This is a genomic window from Fructilactobacillus ixorae (assembly GCF_024029915.1).
Lineage (GTDB): Bacteria > Bacillota > Bacilli > Lactobacillales > Lactobacillaceae > Fructilactobacillus > Fructilactobacillus ixorae.
In genome coordinates this window covers 207100-230741 of record NZ_CP097478.1, presented here as the reverse complement: position 1 = coordinate 230741, position 23642 = coordinate 207100, and the positions used below count along the sequence as shown (strand labels likewise).

The 23642-nt window shown below is 43.5% G+C and carries 23 protein-coding genes, 1 tRNA gene and 1 CRISPR repeat array; of the genes, 3 read left to right on the top strand and 21 right to left on the bottom strand.

The annotated features are described in order from the left end of the window. Positions 1–16: 16 nt before the first annotated feature. The 5 genes from pstB (M8332_RS01055) to M8332_RS01035 are packed head-to-tail and all read right to left on the bottom strand — an operon-like array spanning position 17 to position 4302. Complete coding sequence (gene pstB / locus M8332_RS01055; RefSeq protein ID WP_252780335.1) at positions 17–784, bottom strand: phosphate ABC transporter ATP-binding protein PstB; 768 nt, start codon at positions 782–784, stop codon at positions 17–19. 10 nt (positions 785–794) lie between these two features. Then, positions 795–1583, bottom strand: a complete 789-nt coding sequence (gene pstB, locus M8332_RS01050; RefSeq protein ID WP_252780331.1) for a phosphate ABC transporter ATP-binding protein PstB — start codon at positions 1581–1583, stop codon at positions 795–797. Between the two features lie 15 nt (positions 1584–1598). Beyond that, positions 1599–2504 (bottom strand): phosphate ABC transporter permease PstA, encoded by a 906-nt coding sequence (pstA, locus tag M8332_RS01045; protein WP_435370794.1) that lies wholly within the window; start codon positions 2502–2504, stop codon positions 1599–1601. Continuing rightward, entirely contained in the window at positions 2501–3424 is a 924-nt protein-coding gene (gene pstC, locus M8332_RS01040; protein WP_252780330.1) for a phosphate ABC transporter permease subunit PstC, read from the bottom strand. Before pstC ends, pstA begins: the two co-directional genes overlap by 4 nt. A gap of 11 nt (positions 3425–3435) precedes the next feature. Beyond that, positions 3436–4302 (bottom strand): phosphate ABC transporter substrate-binding protein, encoded by an 867-nt coding sequence (locus M8332_RS01035; protein WP_252780329.1) that lies wholly within the window; start codon positions 4300–4302, stop codon positions 3436–3438. A 110-nt stretch (positions 4303–4412) separates the two neighbouring features. On the opposite strand from M8332_RS01035, the gene M8332_RS01030 reads away from it, so the two are divergent. Next, on the top strand, positions 4413–5135 hold the full coding sequence (locus M8332_RS01030) for a winged helix-turn-helix transcriptional regulator (RefSeq protein ID WP_252780328.1): 723 nt from the start codon (positions 4413–4415) through the stop codon (positions 5133–5135). A 5-nt stretch (positions 5136–5140) separates the two neighbouring features. Here the strand turns inward: M8332_RS01030 and M8332_RS01025 are convergent, their stop codons facing one another. Then, complete coding sequence (locus M8332_RS01025; RefSeq protein ID WP_252780327.1) at positions 5141–5605, bottom strand: NUDIX hydrolase; 465 nt, start codon at positions 5603–5605, stop codon at positions 5141–5143. Between the two features lie 138 nt (positions 5606–5743). Between M8332_RS01025 and M8332_RS01020 the strand changes: the two genes are divergently transcribed. Then, positions 5744–5817: transfer RNA gene (locus tag M8332_RS01020), tRNA-Asn, on the top strand. Positions 5818–5910: 93 nt separating this feature from the next. Here M8332_RS01020 and M8332_RS01015 read toward each other — a convergent pair. The 4 genes from M8332_RS01015 to M8332_RS01000 form a co-directional block, all read right to left on the bottom strand. Further along, positions 5911–6585 (bottom strand): ABC transporter ATP-binding protein, encoded by a 675-nt coding sequence (locus tag M8332_RS01015; RefSeq protein WP_252780326.1) that lies wholly within the window; start codon positions 6583–6585, stop codon positions 5911–5913. A 2-nt stretch (positions 6586–6587) separates the two neighbouring features. Beyond that, entirely contained in the window at positions 6588–7649 is a 1062-nt protein-coding gene (locus tag M8332_RS01010; RefSeq protein ID WP_252780325.1) for an ABC transporter permease, read from the bottom strand. Between the two features lie 12 nt (positions 7650–7661). Beyond that, positions 7662–8168: a TetR/AcrR family transcriptional regulator gene (locus tag M8332_RS01005; RefSeq protein ID WP_252780324.1), complete on the bottom strand. Its 507-nt coding sequence runs from the start codon at positions 8166–8168 to the stop codon at positions 7662–7664. A 677-nt stretch (positions 8169–8845) separates the two neighbouring features. Next, complete coding sequence (locus M8332_RS01000) at positions 8846–10279, bottom strand: CoA transferase (protein ID WP_252780322.1); 1434 nt, start codon at positions 10277–10279, stop codon at positions 8846–8848. Between the two features lie 325 nt (positions 10280–10604). Here M8332_RS01000 and M8332_RS00995 point away from each other — a divergent pair, with 325 nt between their 5' ends. Continuing rightward, positions 10605–11465 (top strand): hypothetical protein, encoded by an 861-nt coding sequence (locus M8332_RS00995; protein ID WP_252780320.1) that lies wholly within the window; start codon positions 10605–10607, stop codon positions 11463–11465. A gap of 34 nt (positions 11466–11499) precedes the next feature. On the opposite strand, the gene M8332_RS00990 is transcribed toward M8332_RS00995, so the two are convergent. From M8332_RS00990 to cas9, 11 genes are all read right to left on the bottom strand, one after another. Next, on the bottom strand, positions 11500–12567 hold the full coding sequence (locus M8332_RS00990) for an acyltransferase family protein (RefSeq protein ID WP_252780319.1): 1068 nt from the start codon (positions 12565–12567) through the stop codon (positions 11500–11502). A gap of 191 nt (positions 12568–12758) precedes the next feature. Next, on the bottom strand, positions 12759–13412 hold the full coding sequence (locus M8332_RS00985) for an NAD(P)-dependent oxidoreductase (RefSeq protein WP_252780318.1): 654 nt from the start codon (positions 13410–13412) through the stop codon (positions 12759–12761). Between the two features lie 87 nt (positions 13413–13499). Then, a complete protein-coding gene (locus M8332_RS00980; protein ID WP_252780317.1) occupies positions 13500–13748 on the bottom strand; it encodes a hypothetical protein in 249 nt (82 codons plus the stop codon). Positions 13749–13771: 23 nt separating this feature from the next. After that, the gene (locus M8332_RS00975) at positions 13772–14005 is read right to left on the bottom strand and encodes a hypothetical protein (protein ID WP_252780316.1); all 234 of its coding nucleotides are present in this window, start codon (positions 14003–14005) and stop codon (positions 13772–13774) included. 17 nt (positions 14006–14022) lie between these two features. Further along, entirely contained in the window at positions 14023–14454 is a 432-nt protein-coding gene (locus M8332_RS00970) for a hypothetical protein (protein ID WP_252780315.1), read from the bottom strand. Positions 14455–14456: 2 nt separating this feature from the next. Continuing rightward, entirely contained in the window at positions 14457–14897 is a 441-nt protein-coding gene (locus tag M8332_RS00965; protein ID WP_252780314.1) for a hypothetical protein, read from the bottom strand. An 8-nt stretch (positions 14898–14905) separates the two neighbouring features. Further along, positions 14906–15211, bottom strand: a complete 306-nt coding sequence (locus M8332_RS00960; RefSeq protein ID WP_252780313.1) for a hypothetical protein — start codon at positions 15209–15211, stop codon at positions 14906–14908. A 62-nt stretch (positions 15212–15273) separates the two neighbouring features. Further along, positions 15274–17421: a CRISPR direct-repeat array (repeat unit 36 nt; unit sequence GTTCTTAATCTCATTGAAATGACATACTTCTAAAAC). A gap of 20 nt (positions 17422–17441) precedes the next feature. Beyond that, positions 17442–18107, bottom strand: a complete 666-nt coding sequence (csn2, locus tag M8332_RS00955) for a type II-A CRISPR-associated protein Csn2 (RefSeq protein ID WP_252780312.1) — start codon at positions 18105–18107, stop codon at positions 17442–17444. Continuing rightward, complete coding sequence (gene cas2 / locus M8332_RS00950) at positions 18104–18409, bottom strand: CRISPR-associated endonuclease Cas2 (protein WP_289847035.1); 306 nt, start codon at positions 18407–18409, stop codon at positions 18104–18106. The genes csn2 and cas2 overlap by 4 nt, the downstream gene beginning before the upstream one ends. Further along, positions 18387–19292, bottom strand: a complete 906-nt coding sequence (gene cas1, locus M8332_RS00945; RefSeq protein WP_252780311.1) for a type II CRISPR-associated endonuclease Cas1 — start codon at positions 19290–19292, stop codon at positions 18387–18389. The genes cas2 and cas1 overlap by 23 nt, the downstream gene beginning before the upstream one ends. Before the next feature lie 209 nt (positions 19293–19501). Next, complete coding sequence (gene cas9, locus M8332_RS00940) at positions 19502–23533, bottom strand: type II CRISPR RNA-guided endonuclease Cas9 (protein ID WP_252780310.1); 4032 nt, start codon at positions 23531–23533, stop codon at positions 19502–19504. Positions 23534–23642 lie beyond the last annotated feature (109 nt).

Genomic DNA, 23642 nt, shown 5'->3' with positions numbered 1-23642 from the left:
CTTCCTCCTCTGGTGCTTAACCAAACTTCCCATTTAGGTAGTCACTCGTCTCTTCTTTTTCCGGATTCAAAAAGATGTGCTTAGTGGCGCCCACTTCGACTAAATCCCCGTTGAGCATAAAGGCCGTCCGATCAGAAATCCGCGAGGCCTGTTGCATACTGTGCGTCACAATGATGATGGTGTACTGATCCTTGATTTTTAACAGGGTTTCTTCAATTTTGGCACTAGAAATTGGGTCCAGGGCACTCGTCGGTTCGTCGAGCAAAATCACTTCTGGTCGTACCGCTAACAAGCGGGCAATGCAAATCCGTTGCTGCTGACCGCCGGAAAAAGCCAGGGCGTTTTTGTGTAAATCGTCTTTGACTTCATCCCAGACCGCGGCTTGGCGCAGACTCGCTTCCACCCGCTCATCGAGGACGTGCTGGTCTTTGATGCCCTGCACCCGAAGTCCGTAGGCCACGTTATCGTAAACCGAGAACGGAAAGGGATTCGGCTGTTGAAAAACCATGCCCACTCGTTTGCGCAATGCAACCACATCCTGTTTGGGGCTGTAAATGTCTTGCCCGTCTAAGCGAAAGCTCCCCGTGATTGCTACTCCGTCCACCAGATCATTCATCCGGTTTAGACACCGCAGGTAGGTTGATTTTCCACATCCCGACGGACCAATTAAAGCAGTAATTTCGTGTTGAGCAAAATCAAGGTTAATCCCGTGTAACGCCTCGTGTTCTCCATAGTAAAGGCGCACATCATTTGTTGTTAAGAGCGGTGTTTTGGTGCTTGTCATGCGTTCCTCCTTAACCAAAGTGCCCGGAAATGTAAGCTTCCGTTGCCTGCATGCGGGGGTTAGTAAACAGTTCCGTCGTTTTATTAAACTCAATCACATGCCCAAGGTGAAAGAAGGCCGTGAGATCACTGGCCCGAGCCGCCTGTTGCATGTTATGAGTCACAATGATAATCGTATAGTGGGTTTTGAGCGTTTGCATCATGGTTTCAATTTTTCGACTCGAGATCGGGTCTAGGGCACTGGTGGGTTCGTCCATCAGTAAAATATCGGGCTTCACGGCAATCGCGCGGGCGATGCACAACCGTTGTTGCTGACCTCCCGACAGGGATAGCGCGCTCTGGTGCAGCTTATCCTTAACCTCGTCCCACAGGGCCGCGTCCTTGAGGCTCGTTTCCACCTGTTCATCAATGTGTTCCGTCATCCCGTTTTCTCGGAGCGCAAAGGCAATGTTTTCGTAAATGGACTTTGCAAACGGATTCGGGTGTTGAAAGACCATTCCAATGTTTTTCCGCACCTCGTAAACGTTAATCTGGGGTTGGTTAATGTCTAAACCCTGGTATTCGATTGCTCCTTGAACGGTGGCGACGTTATCATTTAACCGGTTCAAGCTGCGTAAAAAGGTCGATTTCCCCGAACCAGATGCCCCGATGAGAGCGGTAATCTTATTCTTTGGAAACTGCAGGTTGGCGTCAAAGGTCGCCTGCTTGGCGCCGTAAAAGACATCCAAATGTTTGGTTGCAAGCGCCACGGGACCGTGAACCGGCAGTAAGTAGTGCTCCTCTAAATTATAAGTTGCCACAAGCGTTCCTTTCTCCTACTTGGTTCCACTTAGTTTCCGGTAGCAGTAGTTGCCGAGGTACCGGGATAACAAGATGATTAACAGAATAACAATGATTAAGACGGCCGAGGCCCCACTCGAGATCTGGTCGGCATCCGGCGTAATCCCATCCGTATTGAGCTTCCAGATGTGGACTGCCAGGGTTTCAGCCGGGCGCATCGGGTTTAAAAAGCTTGTGGGACTAAGGGGATTCCAATCACTATAACTCACCACTGGGGTACTTTGACCCGCGGTAAAGATCAGAGCGGCAGCTTCTCCAAAAATCCGGCCGGCACTTAAAATGACTCCCGTTATTAACCCGGGCACCGCGGCCGGTAAAATAATCTTGGTAATCGTGCGCCACTGGGATAACCCCAGAGCCCACCCGGCTTCCCGCTGGGCGTGAGGCACGGCGGTGAGGGCTGCTTCCGTGTTCCGCGTAAGTAAGGGCAGGTTTACAAACATTAACGCACAGGCCCCCGAGATAATCGAGAAATCAAATTGAAACTTGACCACTAGGACAAGGTACCCAAACAATCCGATTACAATCGATGGCAACGAACTCAACACCTCGATCAGCGTCCGGACCGTACGGGTTAACCACGACGGTTCAGCAAATTCAGACAGATAAATCCCCGCGCCGAGCGCCAACGGACAGGAAATCACCAGGGTGAGGAGTAAAATGTAAATCGAATTAAATAACTCATTTGCAATCCCCCCGCCGGACCCAAACTCCTTAGAAGCGGACGTTAAGAAGTGCCAGGACACGTGGGGCAACCCCGTGATCAGAATGTAACCCAATAGAGCAATCAGGATTAATACCACGATTGCGACCATACCCTGTATGCCTAACAGGGCGAACCGGTTGTTACGGTTGGCTTTGGTCGTCGTTGTTTCGTTCATTTTTTCAGCTCCCCTCGACTTCCGATGAGTTTCACTAGGACGTTAAAGATGACAGACATGAGTAACAGCACGAGGGCTAGGGACCACAAGGCGTTGTTGGGCAAGGTTCCCATGATGGTGTCCCCCATTTGAGACGTTAACTGACTGGTTAAGGTCGCCGTTGGTGAGACCAAGTTGGTAGGTGTAATAGCCGCGTTGCCAATTACCATTTGCACAGCTAAGGCCTCGCCAAAGGCCCGCGCCATCCCAAAGACCACGGCCGTCATAATTCCCGGCAGGGCCGCCCGTAAAATCACCTTATAGATCGTCTGCCATTTAGTCGCACCAAGCGCGAGCGACGCATCCCGGTAATCGCTGGGCACCTGCTTCAAACTGTCAATCGTCAGCGACGTAATCGTCGGCAGAATCATGACAAAGAGGACGATGGCCCCAGCTAATACACCAAACCCGGTTCCGCCAAAGACGGACCGAATGGCCGGAACCACCACGACTAAACCGATAAACCCGTAGACGACCGACGGAATTCCGACTAACAATTCGATGACGGGTTGTAACATCCGGGCCCCGCGCTTAGGCGCCAACTCGGTCATATACACGGCGACCGCCACCGCAAACGGCGTGGCAAACAACGCCGCCAGCAGCGTGACTGCGAAGGACGCAACAATCATTGCCAGGGCACCCACTTCTGGCTTGCCATTCGGTCCCACTTGTCCCGGATTCCAATCACTTTTAGTTAAAAAGTCCCACACGGAGATGTGGTTCTGGGTAAAAGTGGCTAGCCCGTGAATGGCGATAAACCCAATGATGGAAACCGTTAAAACCATGATAAAACTCACGCAGATAAAACTGATGAGGCGCCCCCGCCGGTCCTGATGGGTCGCCGCACTCGGTTGCACTAATTTCTTTTGAATGTTATTCATCTGTTCCTCCTTTATTGGTTCCCAGGAAGTACCCGATTATCGGGAGTCATGTGCACCTGCATATCATGAATGCTGACATAGCCAGCTTCCTTGACTAATTTAGCCTGAACCGGTTTCGACATGAGGTACGCCAGAAACGCTTGGGTTGCTTTGCTAGGGTGCTTATTAGTATACATGTGTTCATACGACCAAATTTTCCACTTGTTCGTCGTAATGTTGTGCGGGGTGGGGGCGATTCCATCCACCTTGACCGTTTGCAGCTCACGGTTTAAGTAGGGCAGCGATAGGTAACTAATCGTGCCCGGCGTGTTTTGGACAATCTTTTTAACCGTTCCGTTGGAATCCTGTTCCTGACTTTTAACCGGTTGTTGCCCCTGCAAAACCTTAGCTTCAAAGGTTTTACGGGTTCCACTCCCCTGGGCCCGGTTAATCACAATGATGGGCAGGTCTTTACCGCCCACTTCCTTCCAGTTTTTAATCTTGCCCGTAAAGATGCCCGTCAGCTGGCGTTGCGTCAGGTTGTTGACCCCGTTTTGTTCGTTACTAACGGGTGCGATCCCCACGACAGCCACCCGGTGATCCTTGAGTCGATCCGCGCGAATCCCGTCCTTTTGCTCCGCAAAGATGTCTGAATTACCAATGTTAACCGCGCCAGTTTCCGCCTGGCTCAGTCCGGTTCCAGAGCCGCCCCCCTGGACGGTCACCGTATACTGTTTATGTTGCTGTTGAAAATCACTCCCCGCCTTTTGTACCAACGGTTGCATGGCCGTCGAGCCCACGGCAGTCACAGCGTGCTCCTGATTTTTGGTGCCACAACCACTTAACAACAACATGCCTAGCGCCGTTAATCCGACGACGAGTCCCTTTCTCAATCGCATCCGTGCCTCCACCTCGTTTCTGCATTTCGTTACAAAACCAAGTATAATATCCTTATGTAAAGGTGTTGTGTGCTTTATGTAAAGATTAGGTAAATAATTGAGGTGAGTCTGTGCAACACATCACGTTAGTAACCAACCAACTCCGGTTAGCCATTGAACTAAGTCAGGCCTTTAATGACCAGCAGTACTTTGTCGATACCACTGACGACCCCCGGCAGGTTTATTCGGTCATGCACCAAAAACAAAGCGTTGGGTTGTTGTGGGATCTGACGGCCTTCCCCTTTACCCAATACCAGGCCGTACTTAGGGACCTGCGGCACCACTACCAAGTCCCCATCCTCAGCCTAGCCGACGGACTGGTCGACCCTACCCCAATTTTTCAAGCTGGGTTAGACGACTACGTCCCCGCTCCCTGGCCGGTACCGGAGCTCGTCGCCCGGTTTGAACAAAAACAACACCTTTACGAACGCCTGACACCCCTACACTCAACCCAGCCGCCAACCAAAGACCGCGTGCAGTTTGCGGACGTAGTGATTGACCGCCAAAAATACAAAGCCTTTCGCAACGACCAGGACTTAGGCTTGACTCCCAAAGAATTGAAACTCTTGCTCTACCTGATTGAACATGCGCCCCAGGTTTTAAGCCGTTCACAACTCCTCGCCGGAGTTTGGGGTGATCAATACGACATTTCCGAAACCTCCCGGATGGTCGACATCCACATCAGTCACCTCCGCGATAAAATTGAAGCTGATCCTAAGCACCCCGATTACATTCAAACGGTCCGGGGCTTTGGGTATCACTTTGTCGCTGATGCCTCCCCTTCTACGGATTGAGCGCCTCACCCCAAACGGTGGTTCACGTAGCCCTGGACGGCCTGCGCCATCTTCTCGGATTGCTGGTTAAAAAACGGGGGCAACGCGGTTAAGGGAAAATACCGCAAGGCGCTGGTTTCTGCGGTCTGATGGCGTAGTAAATGCCCGCCGGTCTGCCGAACTAAGTAAAAGTGCGTAATGCACTGAACTTCATCACCATTGGGATATTTAAAACAATCGCCATCAAAAATGTGCAACAACCGCACCGGGGCAACCGCAAGCCCGGCATCTTCTTTAAATTCTCGTTGCAGGGTCGCCACGATTCGTTCGCCATCTTCCATGTAACCACCCGGAAAACACCAATCATTGTGCCCCGTTCGTTCCTGCAGTAAGACTTCCTGCCGTGCATTTAATAAGGTGCCAGTCGCGGTTGTCAAAATCAACGGTCGGTGCCCCACCAGTTGCCGTAGTTCGTGAATGTAATCTGCCATTGCAATCCTCCTTCAAATAATCACTAACATTTTTAATTAAGATGGCACTAAAAACCCTAATTGACGAATAATTACACATTTTTACCATTTAGATGTTGCAAAAACCGAAATAAATTGTTAAACTAAGAAAAACTTTCTTGCTGTGTAGTTCAGTTGGTAGAAACACCTGACTGTTAATCAGGATGTCGCTGGTTCGAGCCCAGCCACAGCAGTCCTCACCAAGTCCTGCTTTAGCAGGACTTGTTTGCTTTAAAAATCAAAAAGGATTTACACCCATTACGGTGTAAATCCTTAATCAACGTTAACTATCGTTGCTTGGTCAACTGGCCATCCACCAGTTCATAAATATGATCTGCATACTGGTGCATTCGTTCATCATGAGTAACCACTACTACCGCTTGGTGTTGTTCTTTAGCGGCCGCAGCCAACAGTTCGCAGACCCGAAAGACCCGTTTTTCATCTAATGAAGCCGTCGGTTCATCCGCTAAGATAATCGCCGGCTGCGTATACAGCCCCCGCGCAATAGCCACCCGTTGACTCTGCCCCCCAGATAGTTCTGCTGGATACTGGTTTAGCAGTTGACTCACGTCTAGGGTCGCTAACAACTGCTGGAACTGCTGGCCTTTTAGGTTGCCCTGCGGTTTTACTTGATCAACCAATTGAAACTGATCGTTAACCGTCAAAAACGGAACCAGTGTGTGGGCCTGTAAAATAAAGCCAATTTTTTCTAACCGAAAATGATCTTGTTCCTGGCTACTTAATTGATCAACTTGAGTACCATCGAGCCAGACTTCTCCCGCATCCGGATTGCGCAGGGCGCCCATAATCGTTAACAGGGTACTCTTGCCAGAACCAGAAGGACCAGTAATAATCGTTACTTCACCGGAGTTGCTAGTAAAGTTCACGTCATCTAAAACTCGATCACGGTTATCTTTTGTGCCGAAACTTTTGGTAATCTGCTTTAATTCAATCTTTGCCATCGTTATCCTCCAATCGCATCTGCGGGATTAATGCGTACAATTAGCAATGCTGGTAACAATGATCCGAGCATCGATGTCAGTAAGAGACCGATAACCGTCCCCAACATAATGGGGAAGCTAAAGGCCACCGGCACCGCACTAGGTAGCACTACGAAGGTCAGTCCCATTAAGACGAACCCAGCAATGATGCCACTGGCTACTAAAATCAGTGTTTGTGCTAACGTCGCTTTAACTAACTTAGTCGCTGGAATTCCTTGTGCCCGTAAAACGGCATAATTGGGTAATTTTTGCATCGTTAGGATGTACAGGAACACCGCAATAATAATTAAGGAAATCATCATCAAGAATCCAATCATCAGGGTAAAGGTCAGATTTTGCGCCGTGTAGCCAGGAAGGTTATTAATCACCGTTTGGGTCGCATATGAATGCAACTGGTGGTTGGTAATTTTAAAGTGCGCCCGTTTACTCAAAATGGCGCTCCCGGCAAACCGCTGATCAAGGTTCCGCAAGGTATGCCAAGTTGGTAGTGATCCGTACACCACTGGAGCAATATTAAACTTAGCGTTCTTCACAAACCCAACGATTTCGTATTGCTCATTGGATGAATTAAACCGCAGTTGGTCGCCCAAATGATAGCCCGATTGCTGAAACTTTTGGTCAACAACCACTTGGTGTTGATTCCGCGCTTTATGGCCACTGGTTAGCTGTAAATTTTTAGCCACGTACTGATTCGGATCCAAGCCAATAAACTGGGACGAAACCTTTTCGTGCTTACCGGTTGCGACCACCGGTGTTGCGCCAATCAGGGCTTCCTGGTTGGGATTCAACTGCACCTTGTTTAGATCGCTCTGCATAATTAGCGACTGACTAACATTAACATTCGCATTCTGGTTCAAAACAATCCGCGTGGGATTCCAGCTCTTAATTGCTTGGGTGTTTTGGGACGCAAGCCCCACCGCCAAACTAGTCAAAATAAAGATTAAATAACTAATCAAGAGAATCATCGTGATAATCAGACCATAGCGTAGTTTCGAATACTTGATTTCTCTTAGTGCCAAAAACATCGGTGCCCCTCCTTAGTGAAATAATTGTTGCAGCACCCGTTGTAAGCGGGCTAAATTCTGTTTCTGAGTTGCGGGGTTTAGCAAAATTTCTTTTATGCTTTGGTGAATCAAAACTGAGCTAGCCCACTCTAGTTCCGTAGGTGTTTGTGGTGAAATATTCGTTGGTAACAAATACTGATTCCGTTGGTAATAGAGCCGCATAAATTCTCGATATTCACTGTGATTACTCTCCGAAACAAACCGATCAACCATCGCAACCATGTCGGCAACGTTAACAGGCGAAGCTCCCTGTTTAAACGGTGCATGTAGGTCAGCCATAACCTGGCTAAACTCATACCGATACGCGTCAGAGATGTCGTTGAAATACTTATAAAATGACCCTCGTGAAATTTCTGCATCAACAACAATTCGAGCCACTTGGGCTTCTGCCAATGAATAAGCGGAAAACTCCTTTAACAAGGCCGCGTTAATTCGGGCTTGTTTTTCCTTAGTTAATTTTTCAAATGTCTTGGTTGGCATTTAAGTTCCTCCTTTGGCTACCTTGGTTTATAGGTAATTTGTAGTAGTGACATCGTGTCAACATCTTTAATTTAACATGCCAGTGACATCGTGTCAACATATTAGTAAAAGAAAAAGGCTCAGCCATTTTGGGTCCTGATGAACTCAGCCCCACACCAACTAATCGATCCAATTCCCAGCAGAAATGGGAGCTTATTGGCGGATTATTTTCTAAGCTCTTCGGCTTTCGCTAGCACCATCGTTAAAACCGTAGTTTTATTCTCTTCCGACCATGGCACAATCAAACGGGGCTTGCTCCAAGTTCAGATTTCCGGGTGTTAACCAGATCCCACATGGCCTTAAATACAGAACGAATTAAAATTATACAACCGGATGGCCGTAATCCCCCTGAACATCGCCAATTAAAAAATTTATCCAAGTTGCTTTTCAAACAACTATTTCTCAAAGAATTATAAAAAAAGGCGACAGAATCCGTTAAGGATCCCATCGCCTAGGGTCAGACGCATTGATTAAATGATCTTCTCATCCGTACCGTTTGACAAAAAACCAAGAAAAAGCAGCCGGGTTTCCCCAGGCTGATTTTCAGTTTGTGTTAGTGCACTTTCTCAACGGTCAATGGTACCAGCAAAGTTAGACCCCTTATGCGGTAAGTTAATCAGAGTCGGCGCATTTCAAAATTATAATGTAAAACGCGATGATCCACGAGGAATCAATGCTGTTTCACTCCAATAAGGCTGGGTTTCTGACAGATTAATCTCAGCCTTGAGTCGCTTATACATTCCTAATGGGGTCTGTAAAATTAATGGATCTGGAATGCCTAGGGTATGTTGTGCATCTGAGTTAACCATCTTGTTCACATAGTCTTTGTCAAAAAATCCTAAGCTATTATAATACTCTGTACAACGTGATAGTGACACTTCAACCTTATAACTTCCACCTTCCGTTGCTCGGCGCAATAAAGCTGCTTGTGCACCAGCCGCCGCTAAAAATCCAGCGGTAAAATCATTAAACACCTCTGTATATGGGAGTTTAGGTTCCTCCGCGGTCCCCTCTACGTAGCAATATCCCGAGTTAGATACCGCATGCATATCAAATCCAGGTAAATCAGCTTTGGGGCCATCATGGCCGTAACAGCGAATTGAAACATTCACGATTCCTCTACTACTGTTTTTAACCAAATCCTCAGGCGTGATTGCTAGTTCTTTTAACAGTTTACCGTGAACATTTTCAACAAAAACATCTGCTTCTTTTAGTAAGTTAAATGTTTTCTTTCTATCCACGTCATTTTTTAAATCTGTGAATCCAGAACGGACCCCGGCATTTGCAAGATAATAAGTTAGTTCCTCTTCGGTACTTTCTTTCCCCCATAAGTTAAAACAGTCGGCTCCTTGTTCAGCCAGAGTCCGCAACACCGTGGGACCAGCCAATACATGCGTTAGCCCCATTGCTTTAATCCCAGCTAGTGGCCGATCAAAGTTTGGCAGTGGTACTGGATTCCCATCTGCAATTTTAGTAATTTTAACTAATGGAGCTCTTTTTATATACGGAGTTTGGGGGTCATTATCGTATTCTTCCTGTGTTTTAACAATCGTTCCAGGGAGGTCAAGTTTATCAAAAGCGGCTTGTAAATCATCTGCGTTCCATTTACTAATCGCTGCTTGAACCGAGTCATGATCAAATGAGCAACCTAATAATTTTGTTAGCTTCTCAATGGCTTTAGGATAGATTGCGGTGGGTAAGAACCAGCGAGAATCTTTTGTCTTGTACATGGTCATACTGATATTTTGAGTCAGGGGGTCTGACTCAACTTTTCGTCCATTCATCTCTACCCCTAAACTTCCAGGGAAAAAGGGGCTCATATCAAACAAAGTTTTTCTCAAATCTACGGTAATATCTTGTCCCCGACCCGTCTTTTTTTGCCAAATTAATGCTGACAGATATGCGGGCAAGGCACGAGTTAGCGCACTAATGGCGCCGGCATGTGCCACCGTGGGTAAAATTGGGTCTTGACCTAAAAAGGTGACTTTGCCATTTAACGCACGGGGGTCAATCCCAATCCCATCAAGTAACTTATTGAATTCATTATTTAAATTTAAAGCAGCATCACTCATAAGATCATTCCCCTATATATAAAAAGACATTTACAGGGTAATTATAAAATTAAAAGGAGCCACTTACAATCTATTTAAGCTAAAAAATATATTTAAACAGTTTCCTGCTAAAAATTAGTTCCTTTTTCATAAAATAAACTCCCATCCTGACCGAATTATTGCACAAGGAGGCTAACTTTTCTGGTCCCATTTATCAGCATAGAAGCAAACGTTGCTTGCACATCTGATTCAAATGATCTGTCTAATCTCCAAGCAACGTTTCTCGCCCCCAACCGTGCGCCATTCGGTATAATAAATGTACTATCAATGAAAGTGAGAAGTTTCCATGTCCCAATCATTTTTCCTCACCTGGGCCTTACAAACTGGCAAGTTAACGGTCTTTTTAAGCCTTATTTTAATCGGCTGGCCCCTACTGGTGGGCTGGCTCACCGCCCACTTGGCCCGCCGGGTGCAACGAACCCTCGTCACAAACTTTAGTGAACACGCACAATACTGGGTTGGCGGGCTCGGCGTGATTATCCACGAACTGGGGCACCTGCTCTTGGCGCTCGTCTTCATGCATCACATCAGTTCTTTGAACCTCTTAAACCTCTCGGGAAATCGAGATGGATCCTTAGGAAGCGTTGCCTCTAGTTATAACCCCCGAAATTGGTACCAGGCGGTGGGTAATTTTTTCATCGGGCTGGCCCCGATGTTCAGTGGCATCTTTGTCCTTGGCTGGTTGGTTAAGGTGCTTTGCCACCCAAACTGGTCCCCCATTCAAGCGCCCGCATTTATTAACCAAGCCCATCCCGTTACAGACTACGCAAGCTTTGCCTGGCAGACCTGTCTCACTTGGCTTAGCGAAACGGCGCAGGCCGTTTTAGCCAGTGCTGGCTGGCAACAAGTCGTGCTCATCCTGTTAATCGGCATGATTAGCACAACCACCTTTAGCCTCTCTTCTGCCGACCTAACGAGTTCGTTACAGGGCGCTAAAACTTACCTAGTGCTCGTCATGATCCTCAGCCTAATCATCATGGGAATCGCCATCATCAGACCGCAACTGACCAATCAGCTGGACCAATTGGTATTAAGGAGCGCCGCCGGATGGCTAGTTTTATTGATTCTCATCAGTCTGTGTCTCGTAATTAGTTGGCTAGAAATCACGCTGGTCGCAGTACTGTTGAAAATCCTGCAGCTAAAATAAGCCTGCTCATCTAATTAGAATGAGCAGACTTATTTTAGTTAGTGGTAATTTTAAAGCCAAACTGCCGGTGTAAATAAACATTTCGTAACCCTGGAATTTGGGGGATTACAATAATCATTAGCGCGATGACCACTAAATGAAGTGCGACAACTGCGACTACCCCCACGAGACTAAATCCAGCCGTACTTAAAAGGGCAAAAACCCGATTAGGTAGACTAAAATTATCTAAATCAACATCGTGAAAACACATGGCAATTAACGAATACTTACCTAACTTCGTTAACATTGTCAGTCTGGTTACATGAGCTACTGTCCACTTGGCAATCACAATCAAAGCGTAACTTCCGCCCATGCCTCCCAGCACTGCCAACAAAGGATTTGTTGCAAAGGCAACGTTCATAAAGAAAAAACCAGCACAGGTTGAAATTACCCACAGGACAATTCCAACAATAAAATAGTAGCTAGTTCCATTTTCAACTAAATCATAGTGGCGCAATGCATAGCCAAACCAATAAAAAATTGGACTAATTAGTGCCGCATTAATGGACCATGGTAAGATCAGTGCTTTTGCCGTCGTAAAACCAAGCAGGGCTGTGATCATACTTAGAACCAACGTCAAAATCATTGAGTATCGGGTCAGCTCCGCCAGCCTTACAATGCCATTGAACAGCAGATTACCGATTAACATTGCTAACAAGAACCAAATGGCACCAATTGCAGGAATAAACAACTGAAAAGCACCTAGATTAAGCGTGGTCGGACTACCAATTCCATATCCGGCCGCTAGTAACATTTGTTTACCACTGCCCGGAGATTGTAAACCCTTTAAGTGCGGAAAGTGCACGGCAATTATCGAGAGTATGACAATGATAAGGGCGGTTCCAATGTAGGGTAACAAAAGATTATCGAGACCCCCACGGGCAACCTTCCCCAACGGTTTGACCTTGAATAGGTATCCCGATAAAACAAAGAAGATGGGAACGTTGACGGCAAAAACTGCCTTCGAAAAATCAGAATTAGTATAGTTCATTAGGGAATGTCCAATAACAATTAGCAACATTCCAATTCCTCTCGTCACATCAATCCATTCAATTCTTTTCATGATTGGACCTCTCCCTTGTTAAATTAATCGCTTGTCTACCTCTAAGCATACCAAAAATGGTAGGTTAAAACATTGGAAACTTGATTTTTTCGGATCAGCACAACCGCAACCTAGGATTTAAATAACTAAAAACCACTTAAATGGAAATCTCCATTTAAGTGGTTTTTTGGCTAAATCAAGCAGCTAAAGCATTATCCGTTAATCACCGTAAACCGCTGGTTCACATGTTCTGGGTGAAGTACTTCTTTAATCACACTGGCGGCCATTGTTCCCGCCGTGGTTGCTGAAACATGATCGTTATTAAACAGCAAATCGTCGGTCCCTTCCAGGATCTGCGCTGCTTTAGGTCCCGGTCCAAAGTTAAAGCCAGGCGAAACCCCAAACCAGTTCACGTTTTTCACATTTTGTAAGAACTCCAACTCATAAAGTTGATTTTCGGGAATTGCCCGCCAGGAGGCCGTCGCTGGATCAGCTTTGATATCATCATAAGCCACGCGCTGATGTGTTTGATCAGTGTATAAACTTCCGGCGCCTAAAATGAAGCCTAGGCGCTTGTTACTGTTTCGAAACATCGCGATTAGTTTCGTTGCTAAATCAACGTGTAAATACGCCTGCTTTGGCGTGGTGGCAAACGCATCAATAATTACATCCACGTCGGCAAAGTCAGCTGGTTCCAACGCGAACGCATCCTTGGTCAAAACTGTAATTTCTGGAAAGTCCGCTTGTAAGTCCGCTAACTTGTCGGCCTTGCGTGCATTAGCGACGACCTGAATCTGCTTGGACACGGCTGCTGCAACTAGTTCTTTACCAGTCATTCCAGTGGCCCCAATAATCATCATTTTCATTGCTTGACCTGCTTTCTATTTACTCAGCATTAATACTAACGATTACATGATCATCGTAACACTCATCATTAAAATCACCTAGGGATTCTACTGATGATGGTCGTTAAAAAAGGTGCCGATGAATAGAATCTCAAGGATATTGGGAATCGCCGCTAGGCACCCCACAAAGATTAAGCCTAACGCTAACCAGAGGGAACCCATGATGATCGATAAGAACCCTAGGACGACAATAACGATTAAAACCGTCTTAATCAGCTTAGAACGTTTGGCTCGTTGCACTGACTGCTTTTTTTCCAATTCTGCCCGTTTTTGCGCTTGCCATTTTTCATAATCCATCGTAGTGCTACCTCGTCCACATTTTAAAACTTACTGCCAAATATCAAAATAACAATCCCAGAAATAAAAATATATGGATTAAATAGGGTTACCAATAATTCAAATGTAAAAATTGGATGGATTAGGAAAACTAATCCGACTACTGCTAATATTACTTGCCAGCCCCGCTTTTTATACCAAGGTTTATTCCGCTCCAGGTTAATTGCTCGTTGCTTAGCATCTTTAGCTTTCTTATTCTGATAATCTTGATAGTTCATTTTTCATTCTCATCTACTTATAAATATTTAATTCCATCATCAATACTTTCAATCAGTTTTCTCCCGTCCAGTAATACCGGTTCATTAAGCACGTGGGAATCGTTCCCTGCCTTATTCCCTAGGTACACCGGTAATTGTCTCCAATTAACTCCCTTAAATAACCTCAATAGTTCATCTAAATAACTAAAGGAAATCCCCCAACTTTTAAAGCTACGCTCTCCACTGTAATCAAGCAGGAAGTCACTTAACAGTTGTTGGCGAGCCCGTTCAAGGGTATAAAACTTATCCCAGTAACTAGGATCTAACTCGTTGTAAATCGCATATAAATTCAACCAGGCCGCCCCAAGCTGTGGTTTATATTTTTGTTCCAACGACCAAACATCCACGTCTACCAAACCATTTGAATGCTTTCGTAGTTGGCGTAATTGATTTAACTGTGTCTGCTCCATCGTTAGTACTCCGTTTTAATTTCCGTAATTACCTTTGTGAGTAATGCTGCTAAATGCTGATTATCTAAAGCTGCTCCATTTAGAGTATTAAACAGCATTTTGCAATGATCATATTTACTACAATATTTAATATAATCTAACCCAAAATTAGCGATTGCATGAATCAAGTCATTCTGTAATTTTTCCATTTCTTGTTGCGATTCGTTTTTGTCATTTACCATAAAATAATTATGAGTTAATTTATCTACACTTTCTCTAATTTGCAGAAAGCCAACATAGCCATAATTAGCAAAATCAATCTCAACTCCAGCGTCCTGCAAAGCTTGAGTGACATTCGCAATAATTTCTTCAATTTCCTGGCTGTTTTTCGCTTGTTGTGCTTGGTTAATAAAAACCGAACAGGTGTCTAATAATTTGTTTTTTTCAATCTTAGATAGTTGCATCGTTTTCCCTACTGTATAATTTTCCCGCTAATATCAATTGGAAGTCCTAATTGATTAGAAACATTATAATCATCATCTTCTAAAAAATAAAATTCAAAATTATCCTTATATTTTGATTTTACACTCCAATTAATTTGGCTGGCTAGCAGCGGATTATTTGTGTCAATCGTATAATTATTGACAAAATAAATGTTAATTTGAAATTTACCTTGGGGATTTTCCATTGTATTAAATATCCAATCTTCAAAGGATAAATTATTCTTATCTAAGAATTGTTTACTTAGTTGGATTGTTGGATTAAATAATCGTTCCACTCCAGTCGATCCTTTCCAAATTGTTTCATTGGTTTAGTTCCAGTTATTTGTTTAAATGCTAAGTTTTTAGTGTCATTGAAATGACATACTTCTAAAACAAAAAAGATTTAAGAATGGTCCTAAGCGTTGTTCTTAATCTCATTGAAATGACATACTTCTAAAACTCGGTGAATAGTCGGTGGTTTTCACGGGTCGTTCTTAATCTCATTGAAATGACATACTTCTAAAACGACGTTGACTTGATGAAAAACATTGTGTCAGTTCTTAATCTCATTGAAATGACATACTTCTAAAACTCAATATCAATTTTCAATTTGGCAAACATTGTTCTTAATCTCATTGAAATGACATACTTCTAAAACAGTAATTCACGTTCCTTTCCTTTGATTGAAGTTCTTAATCTCATTGAAATGACATACTTCTAAAACGAGGCTAGCAAACAATACGCAAAGCTGATTGTTCTTAATCTCATTGAAATGACATACTTCTAAAACTATCCGTGGAACTAATTTCTTATTTATGGCGTTCTTAATCTCATTGAAATGACATACTTCTAAAACGACTGTGCCCCTTTTTCGTCCTGAATTTTTGTTCTTAATCTCATTGAAATGACATACTTCTAAAACTCAAGTCTAAGTTATACGGTAGCATGTCAGGTTCTTAATCTCATTGAAATGACATACTTCTAAAACCAAGACAAGCTGGAACAAAAATACGTAGATGTTCTTAATCTCATTGAAATGACATACTTCTAAAACTTCAAATCTTGAGCGTTGTCAATATTAGTAGTTCTTAATCTCATTGAAATGACATACTTCTAAAACTAGTCTGTGCGTTGTAGATGTCGGCTAGCTGTTCTTAATCTCATTGAAATGACATACTTCTAAAACTTCTGGGTCGGTTGATTTTTCCGAATTTTTGTTCTTAATCTCATTGAAATGACATACTTCTAAAACTGCCACCTAAGTCCGATTTTCCTACGTCGGGTTCTTAATCTCATTGAAATGACATACTTCTAAAACCAAAAAATCCCGGTTCGCTTTTTCATATTAGTTCTTAATCTCATTGAAATGACATACTTCTAAAACTTCACTTTTTTTGTTGAACAGCAAGAACAGGTTCTTAATCTCATTGAAATGACATACTTCTAAAACTGCATAACTGCTGTTAAACTCAATGATTCAGTTCTTAATCTCATTGAAATGACATACTTCTAAAACTGATTGCGATCCTTGGTCGGACTGTGCTTTGTTCTTAATCTCATTGAAATGACATACTTCTAAAACGGATCGTAAGCGTCGGCTTTTTCAATTCCGGTTCTTAATCTCATTGAAATGACATACTTCTAAAACGGTCTGACAATCCTAGTTGCACAACCTCACGTTCTTAATCTCATTGAAATGACATACTTCTAAAACCGACTGGCGACGAAACTGATGGGTCCCGTAGTTCTTAATCTCATTGAAATGACATACTTCTAAAACGCGTCCGTGTCTAGTTTTTCACTGCTCATTGTTCTTAATCTCATTGAAATGACATACTTCTAAAACCTTTGTAGCAGAACTCACTGTAAAGTGGGTGTTCTTAATCTCATTGAAATGACATACTTCTAAAACTGGCAGGTTGAGCTTGGTTCACCTTAACGAGTTCTTAATCTCATTGAAATGACATACTTCTAAAACTAGGAAAGTCTAATGAAAATACATCAAAAAGTTCTTAATCTCATTGAAATGACATACTTCTAAAACCTTATATTCATTGAAAGACCTGAATCCATCGTTCTTAATCTCATTGAAATGACATACTTCTAAAACTGCTGGCAATACTTTAAAGCCTGCTTTAGCGTTCTTAATCTCATTGAAATGACATACTTCTAAAACTACAAGCTGCTAAAGATGACGTCACTAACGGTTCTTAATCTCATTGAAATGACATACTTCTAAAACCGGGGTTTCAATTGTGTTAAGCTAAGGTTGGTTCTTAATCTCATTGAAATGACATACTTCTAAAACAATAGGCCTTGTTAGGAGCCCGTAGTGGGCGTTCTTAATCTCATTGAAATGACATACTTCTAAAACTAAAATAATCAATTTCCTTATTAGGTCTAAGTTCTTAATCTCATTGAAATGACATACTTCTAAAACTTACCAACGTTTAAGCCGCGCAAACCAGTTGTTCTTAATCTCATTGAAATGACATACTTCTAAAACCGTCTGTAATATTTCACTAACTAGCGCTCAAAGATCACAAAATCCTTGTCAACGCTGTAATAACGGCATTCTTCTAGCAATTGGGAATATGGTTGCCCAGAAAAATCTAATAGTAAGACCTGCAATTCCAACTGTTTAATTAATTGAAATAGCTGAAGCTGTTGGGCTTCTTCCAAATAATTAAAGAGAGCATCAAGAACCAGTAGTTTTTTAGCATTAAATTGATAGTATAAGTTAAGAACTTCCCTAATTATATCATAAGGAGTTGCTTGCGTGTCATGCAAAAAGTTAATCCCACAGTACTTATACTGCTTCTTCACATCCCATTCGTCATTAACCGTTAAGGGAAAATCCTCTAAATAAGCAGAACCTAAGAAAATGCTTTTAAGCTCGCAATCCAATTGATATAAGCGTTGTCGTTCCTTTTCATTTAAATTCTCTAGAATTTCCCGTTCGATTTTCAGTTTAAACGGGCTAAAGGGATCGGGATTGGTCACCACATTCCCCACGAATTCTAAATAATCGTTCGTTTCAAGCACTTCCTCATTGGAGCTCAAAATGATAGTTTGGTTGGTTTGAAACCCCTGAATCAGACTAGTGTAAAAGGACTGATTATTCGTGCGAATAATGGTAGGAACCCCTGCATTAATCTCAAACGGTGCATTCGGATACAAAGTTAGCTTCATAATACTACCGTCCGATCCGAGGTGTTTCGCACATCATCTTTTTGTTCTCCCACCAAAAAGTGCATACTATTATACTGTTTTTCGGTTACCATTAACGTCTGAATCAAGCCGCGGGTTGGTAAAAATGTTTTAATCCGATTTTCCGTAAACTGGGCGGATTGCTTGGTAACACAAACCCGGGCATAAACCGAATACTGAATCATTAAAAAACCCTCGTTAATTAATTCCTTGCGAAACTTCCGGTAATTCCGCTTATCTTCACTAGTATCCATTGGTAAATCAAACATTACGATTAAGCGCATAATCCGATATCTCATCTCCTAATTCCACCTCAACTTTAGCTGTCTCTCGTTCCTCATTTAAGTAGTTAATACAGTTCGTCACGTGTGTTTTTAACGCATTTCTTAAAATTGTATTCTTGCCGTTAAACTTTAACTCTAGGTTCAACAAGTCCACGAGCTTAATCTTAATTTCCGGCGTTAGTTCCTTAATCTCCTGTTCACTTACCCACCAGTCGATAATGGGACGAAAGGGTTCCATCAAGTCTGAGCCGAGGTTAAATTGATTCTCATCGTTATGATGATGAATCCCCAGCTGAGTCAAGCATCCCGTGGCGACAATATTGCGGTTCACCAATGATAATAAAATGGAATAACCGTAGTTCAAAGCCGCGTTTGCGGGTTGGAAATTGCGCCGTTCAAACCCGGTTTCAAACAGTAACGGAAAATACTTACGCGCGACTACCGCTTCTCGATTACTAGTATCATTAATCTCAATTTTACGAAATTCATAGTCTAACTCACTCGCATCAATGTGACGCCGCTGTAAAACCGCGATTTGCATCTGAACCTTAGCGGTGACTAACCAAGTCCATAGTAGTTCTTTACGAGCTTCATCCCACTCAAACTGCCGTTGTAAAACTGACATACTGCGATTATTCGGTAAGTAATCAACGGTTTCACAGACCGGTTCTCCGGTCTCATCGGAAAAAATCACTTTAACTGCTGCCCGGGCTAGTTCGCTAATGGCCCGCGCCGTCAGTACGGCCTTCGTGGTACTAATCAGCAATACCTCGATATCATCGATTGGCACTTCGGCCACCGTTTGGTTAGTCTGGACAATGATGCGTCGTCCGGAATATGATACTTTCGCGTGTTGGGTGATCACAACGCTTCTCCACCCCATCTTTCTACCTCCTTGACTTTCCTAAAAAAAGTTGTTATATTAACGTTGTTGGTTGGGATGCCAACGATTTTTAATCTCATTGAAATGACATACTGAGTTAAAATCAAACAATGCCGCTGGCGGAGTTTATCCTTGTGAGCCCTTAAGGGCCATACATAGTAGAAAAGGGACGCTATCATCTGATAGCGTCCCTTTTTGATGCTTCGGTGTTACAAATCAGAAATTTTAACTTGACGCGAAAATAACCCGGTGGGAGATTGGTAAATGAATTTAGTTTCTGGCTTTAATTTTATTCCTGCTTTTAAAGAAAACAATCCTAAATATTTCGGTAATCCAACCTTTGAAACATCAGTATATGGCGCATTAGCATGCAATCCAATTAACAAATTATTAATGATGGTTCTCATATCATCAACATCATCTAACTCACTGAATTGAACCTTTGCCACTTCACTATTACTAAAATCATATGCTTTAAAATAGCGTTGTCCCTTATCAACAATTTCATTGAACGCAAACATCAGATCATCACGAGTAAGATCAGTTGGCTTACTGCTTAAAATTTTCATTGCTTGGTCAGATAACACCAACTGTTGCGCATTATGGCGATATTGTTTACTTGCTAACGTAAACAACGCTCCATCCTCATTAACTAGTTGATTAATATATACCTTGCTCTTAAAAATCTGATAATCATTGACCTTACCGTTCTTACCGGTAAATTGCGGACGAACCGATTTTTCGACCATTTCCTCAAATGACATCCCCTGTTGTTGCCAAACTAAATTAGCTAACGGAACACTTGCGAGACGATACTCAACTTTCGAACCTTTTTTAACCCGAACTAATGTCATGAAGGCTGCCGTCTTACTGGTGTAACCACCATAAATATCACTCGAACGATTAGCTTTGGGATTAATCAACTTTCGTGGCTTCTTCATTTTTTTGTCATGCGCTGGTGCCGGAAAAACCGTTTGTTTAAATAAATTACCATGATTAGTTTCCAATTCTTTGGTAACCAGCATCAGCTTTAATTGATACAACTTGCGCATGTAACCCAGTAACTGATCTGAATCAGTTTTAATCTGCCCATCTTCAGCTAATTCATGGTACTTTTCAAAGCGGTATAAGAAGTTAAACTGTTTCAAATCCTTAATCCCAACCTTCGCGTAGTCCCCATACACAAAGTAAGGTTTCAAATTAGGATACTGCTGTAACAACCAATTCCCTACAAAGGCTGATAAGTAAGCATCAAAAGAATGGTGATAATCATTCACATTTCGGTTTTTATAAAAATTAAATTTCGTCCGCATGTGGTGGGTTAAGTTTGCTTTGACCGTCACAATCTCAGTCTGACCTTCAGTGGCATACCGGTTGTGGAGAATCTCTGCAATCAGTTTAATGACCTGGCGGGTTTCAACCAGTTGCCGATTAATGAACCGCCCCTGATTGTCAAACTTACTAATTTTATCTGGGGTTAACATGAGATTATTGTACTTCTTCCAGGTCATCAGTCCGTGCTCACGCAGGCTGGTCCAATAACCTTTCATCTGCGCCCCAAAGAGTTCTCCGGGGAGGCGATCGGCCTTAGTTTGGTTATTCGCTTTTGCCGTTAACACCCGGTTATCCAACGAGTTATCCAAAATAAAGGACTGCGGTAGGATATGATCAATTTCATAGTTTGAAAGCCGGTCAATATCGATTGGCTTTCCCGTGTATAAGTCCTTGCCACCCTGCACGAAGTACAGGTACAACCGGTCATTAAATTGCGCCTTATCCTTGATTTTCGCTTTTAATTCCGCTTGCACGTCGTCGCTAATCTCGGCTTTCGCCTTTTGATACGTTTGTTCTAGCTGTTTTGCCCGTGAATTAACCAAGCGATGATCGTTTCGATCTTCGCGGGCAAATTCAATCATAATATTGGCGGGGGCATACCCCATGGCCTTTTCAATGTCATCGATCACTAATAAAACCTGGCGCATGGCCTTTTTATTTTGTGGCGATGTATACAAATCATCAATCACGTTGGAAACGTTCTGCTGTGCTAACCGGTCCCCGTTAAATTCTTGAATCGCCGCCTTGAAGCTATCATCAGCTAGGGTTTCCATCAAGTTTTGATCCGTGTTCCACAACACATCAATGACCCGTTCCCCGTTTGCATTGGTAATTCCAGCCAGCAACTGTTTTGATAACCGACCCCAACCCTGGTACCGGTGTTTGACTAATTGCGTTTTTTGCTCCGGCGTCAGCCAGGTAACCGTATCCAGTTTTAATTTAAAAATGTGTTCATCTTCAAAGATGGTGGACCACTCAATGATGCGTTCTAAGTCCGCCTGGCGGTCCGGATCATCCAGTTGGGAGTCAAAAATCGACTTAAAATCATTATACGTGCCCAAGGTATTATTAACGTTCTTTTGGTCGGTCGTTCCCGAGAGATAAGCATCCGTACCAATCCAGCCCTGGGCTTGCATAAACTCCGTGATTCGTTTCAAGGAAACGCGTTTGTGGTTCTTATAAATCTGATTGAAGATCGCTTGTTTATGCGCCGGCTCTAACATAAATTTCTTGCCATTCACATTCACTTTTAGCTTATTTAACTCGTTTAAAACGGTGAATTCTTGGTACAACAAACTATCTTTGGGCAATACCGGTTCCCCGATTAGGTAGGTATCGGTAGCGGTCATCCGTTTAATAAAGTTCGTTGCCGAAGCCGTTTTATCAACTTTTTCTGCAAAGTTCCACGGCGTGATTTTCCCCTGTTCTTTGCGTTTCATCCACGCAAATTTCCCGTTTTCCGCACTGACTTCTTCTGGATCAACCATCGGACCGACGTAGTAAGGCACGCGGAAGGAAATCAATGCATCCAGATGTTCTTTAGCTTCACGGAGCCAAGGATAATACTGCCCCTGATTCTCAATAATGGCATCGAGTTCTTGTTGTTGCAGTTGATATGGAATCGCCCCGTTTTCCTTGGAACGTTGTTTGGGCATAAATTGACCTGTCTCAAGCGCTGCTTTAATTTCAGTCGCCACTGCAGAATCATCTAGTTGCTTTTCCACCCGCTTCATAAATTCATCGCGCGGGAGTTTCTTATAGCTACTAACTTCTCCATCAACGTAGTCCGCATACGCCTGTTTCAGGGCCGTAGCTTGTTCCGTTTTCCCGGCTGCCTTCAACTGTGCCGCTAAGCGTTTTAATCGCTTTAGGTCATCGTGATGCCGATCATACCGATCAATCATGGCCGCTGAGATGCTCGAGAACAGCTTCCCTGTGACTGGATTCTGGAGGAGACCCGCTAAATCAACGGCGAAATAGAGCTTTTGCAAGATTGCCACGATTTCCTGATCATCATCCGTCACTTGAGAGCCTAAATCAGCTAATTTTTGATCAAAATCATCACTATTGAAGGTTAACGAAAACTCCTTCGCATTCGGAACGTCCTGTAGCCCAAAAATCACGTCAAACTTGGCTTTTAAACCGACAATTGCTTTCACAATTTCCGTGGCAAGCTTTTTATTAACCTGATTCTGGTCCTTATCCCCTTTCACAAAAATTTCACTTGCAATTTGCTTTTGGCGATCACTCTTACTCTGGTTGGTATCTGTCAAAATTTTCACTAGGTGATTGACGTCCGTGGTTTTTAACTGCACATCATCGCGTTGTTGCTGGGTGAAAATATCATTTAACTGCTGAAAGTCCGTGCTTAAATCGATTTCGCCCGCCTTGAACTTGTTGGCAGCCCCTTTGTTTAGAAAATGGCCTCGGTATTTAAGCAAGTGGTGCACCGCTAAATAGATTAACCGGACATCAAACTGGTGCTGTTCCGTAGCCAGGGCATGCCGCAAATGATAAATCGTTGGATAGTCATGGTGATAATCTTGATCGGTAAAATCAGGATCCGCAAACAGAATCTTGTCGGCAAACTCCTGCTTTTTCTGTGGATCACGGGGCGACACGCTGGATTGCCGTAACCGCGCATAGAAACTCTGATCTACCTCCGCAATCGGCGCATCAAAAATTTCTGCTAACAGGCGCAACCGCCACTTTCTACGCGATAAGCGGCGGCGCGTGGTCCGAAAGCCACGCCGCTCGGCCGCGGCTTGGCCCTCCTTAAACAAGCGTGTCCCGATTCCATAGTGACCCTTAACCGAAATTAACCGGTTATTTTCGTCCGTGATGGCCCAACCAATCGAGCTGGTCCCAATATCCAGCCCCACGTTATACGGTACCTCTGTTTTCATGATTACCTCCTAATTAGTTAATATCATTATTATATCATGTACAAATCATTATTATAAAATTCATTTAAAATTAAATTGTCATCACTTAGGATCATTACGACCAGTACTC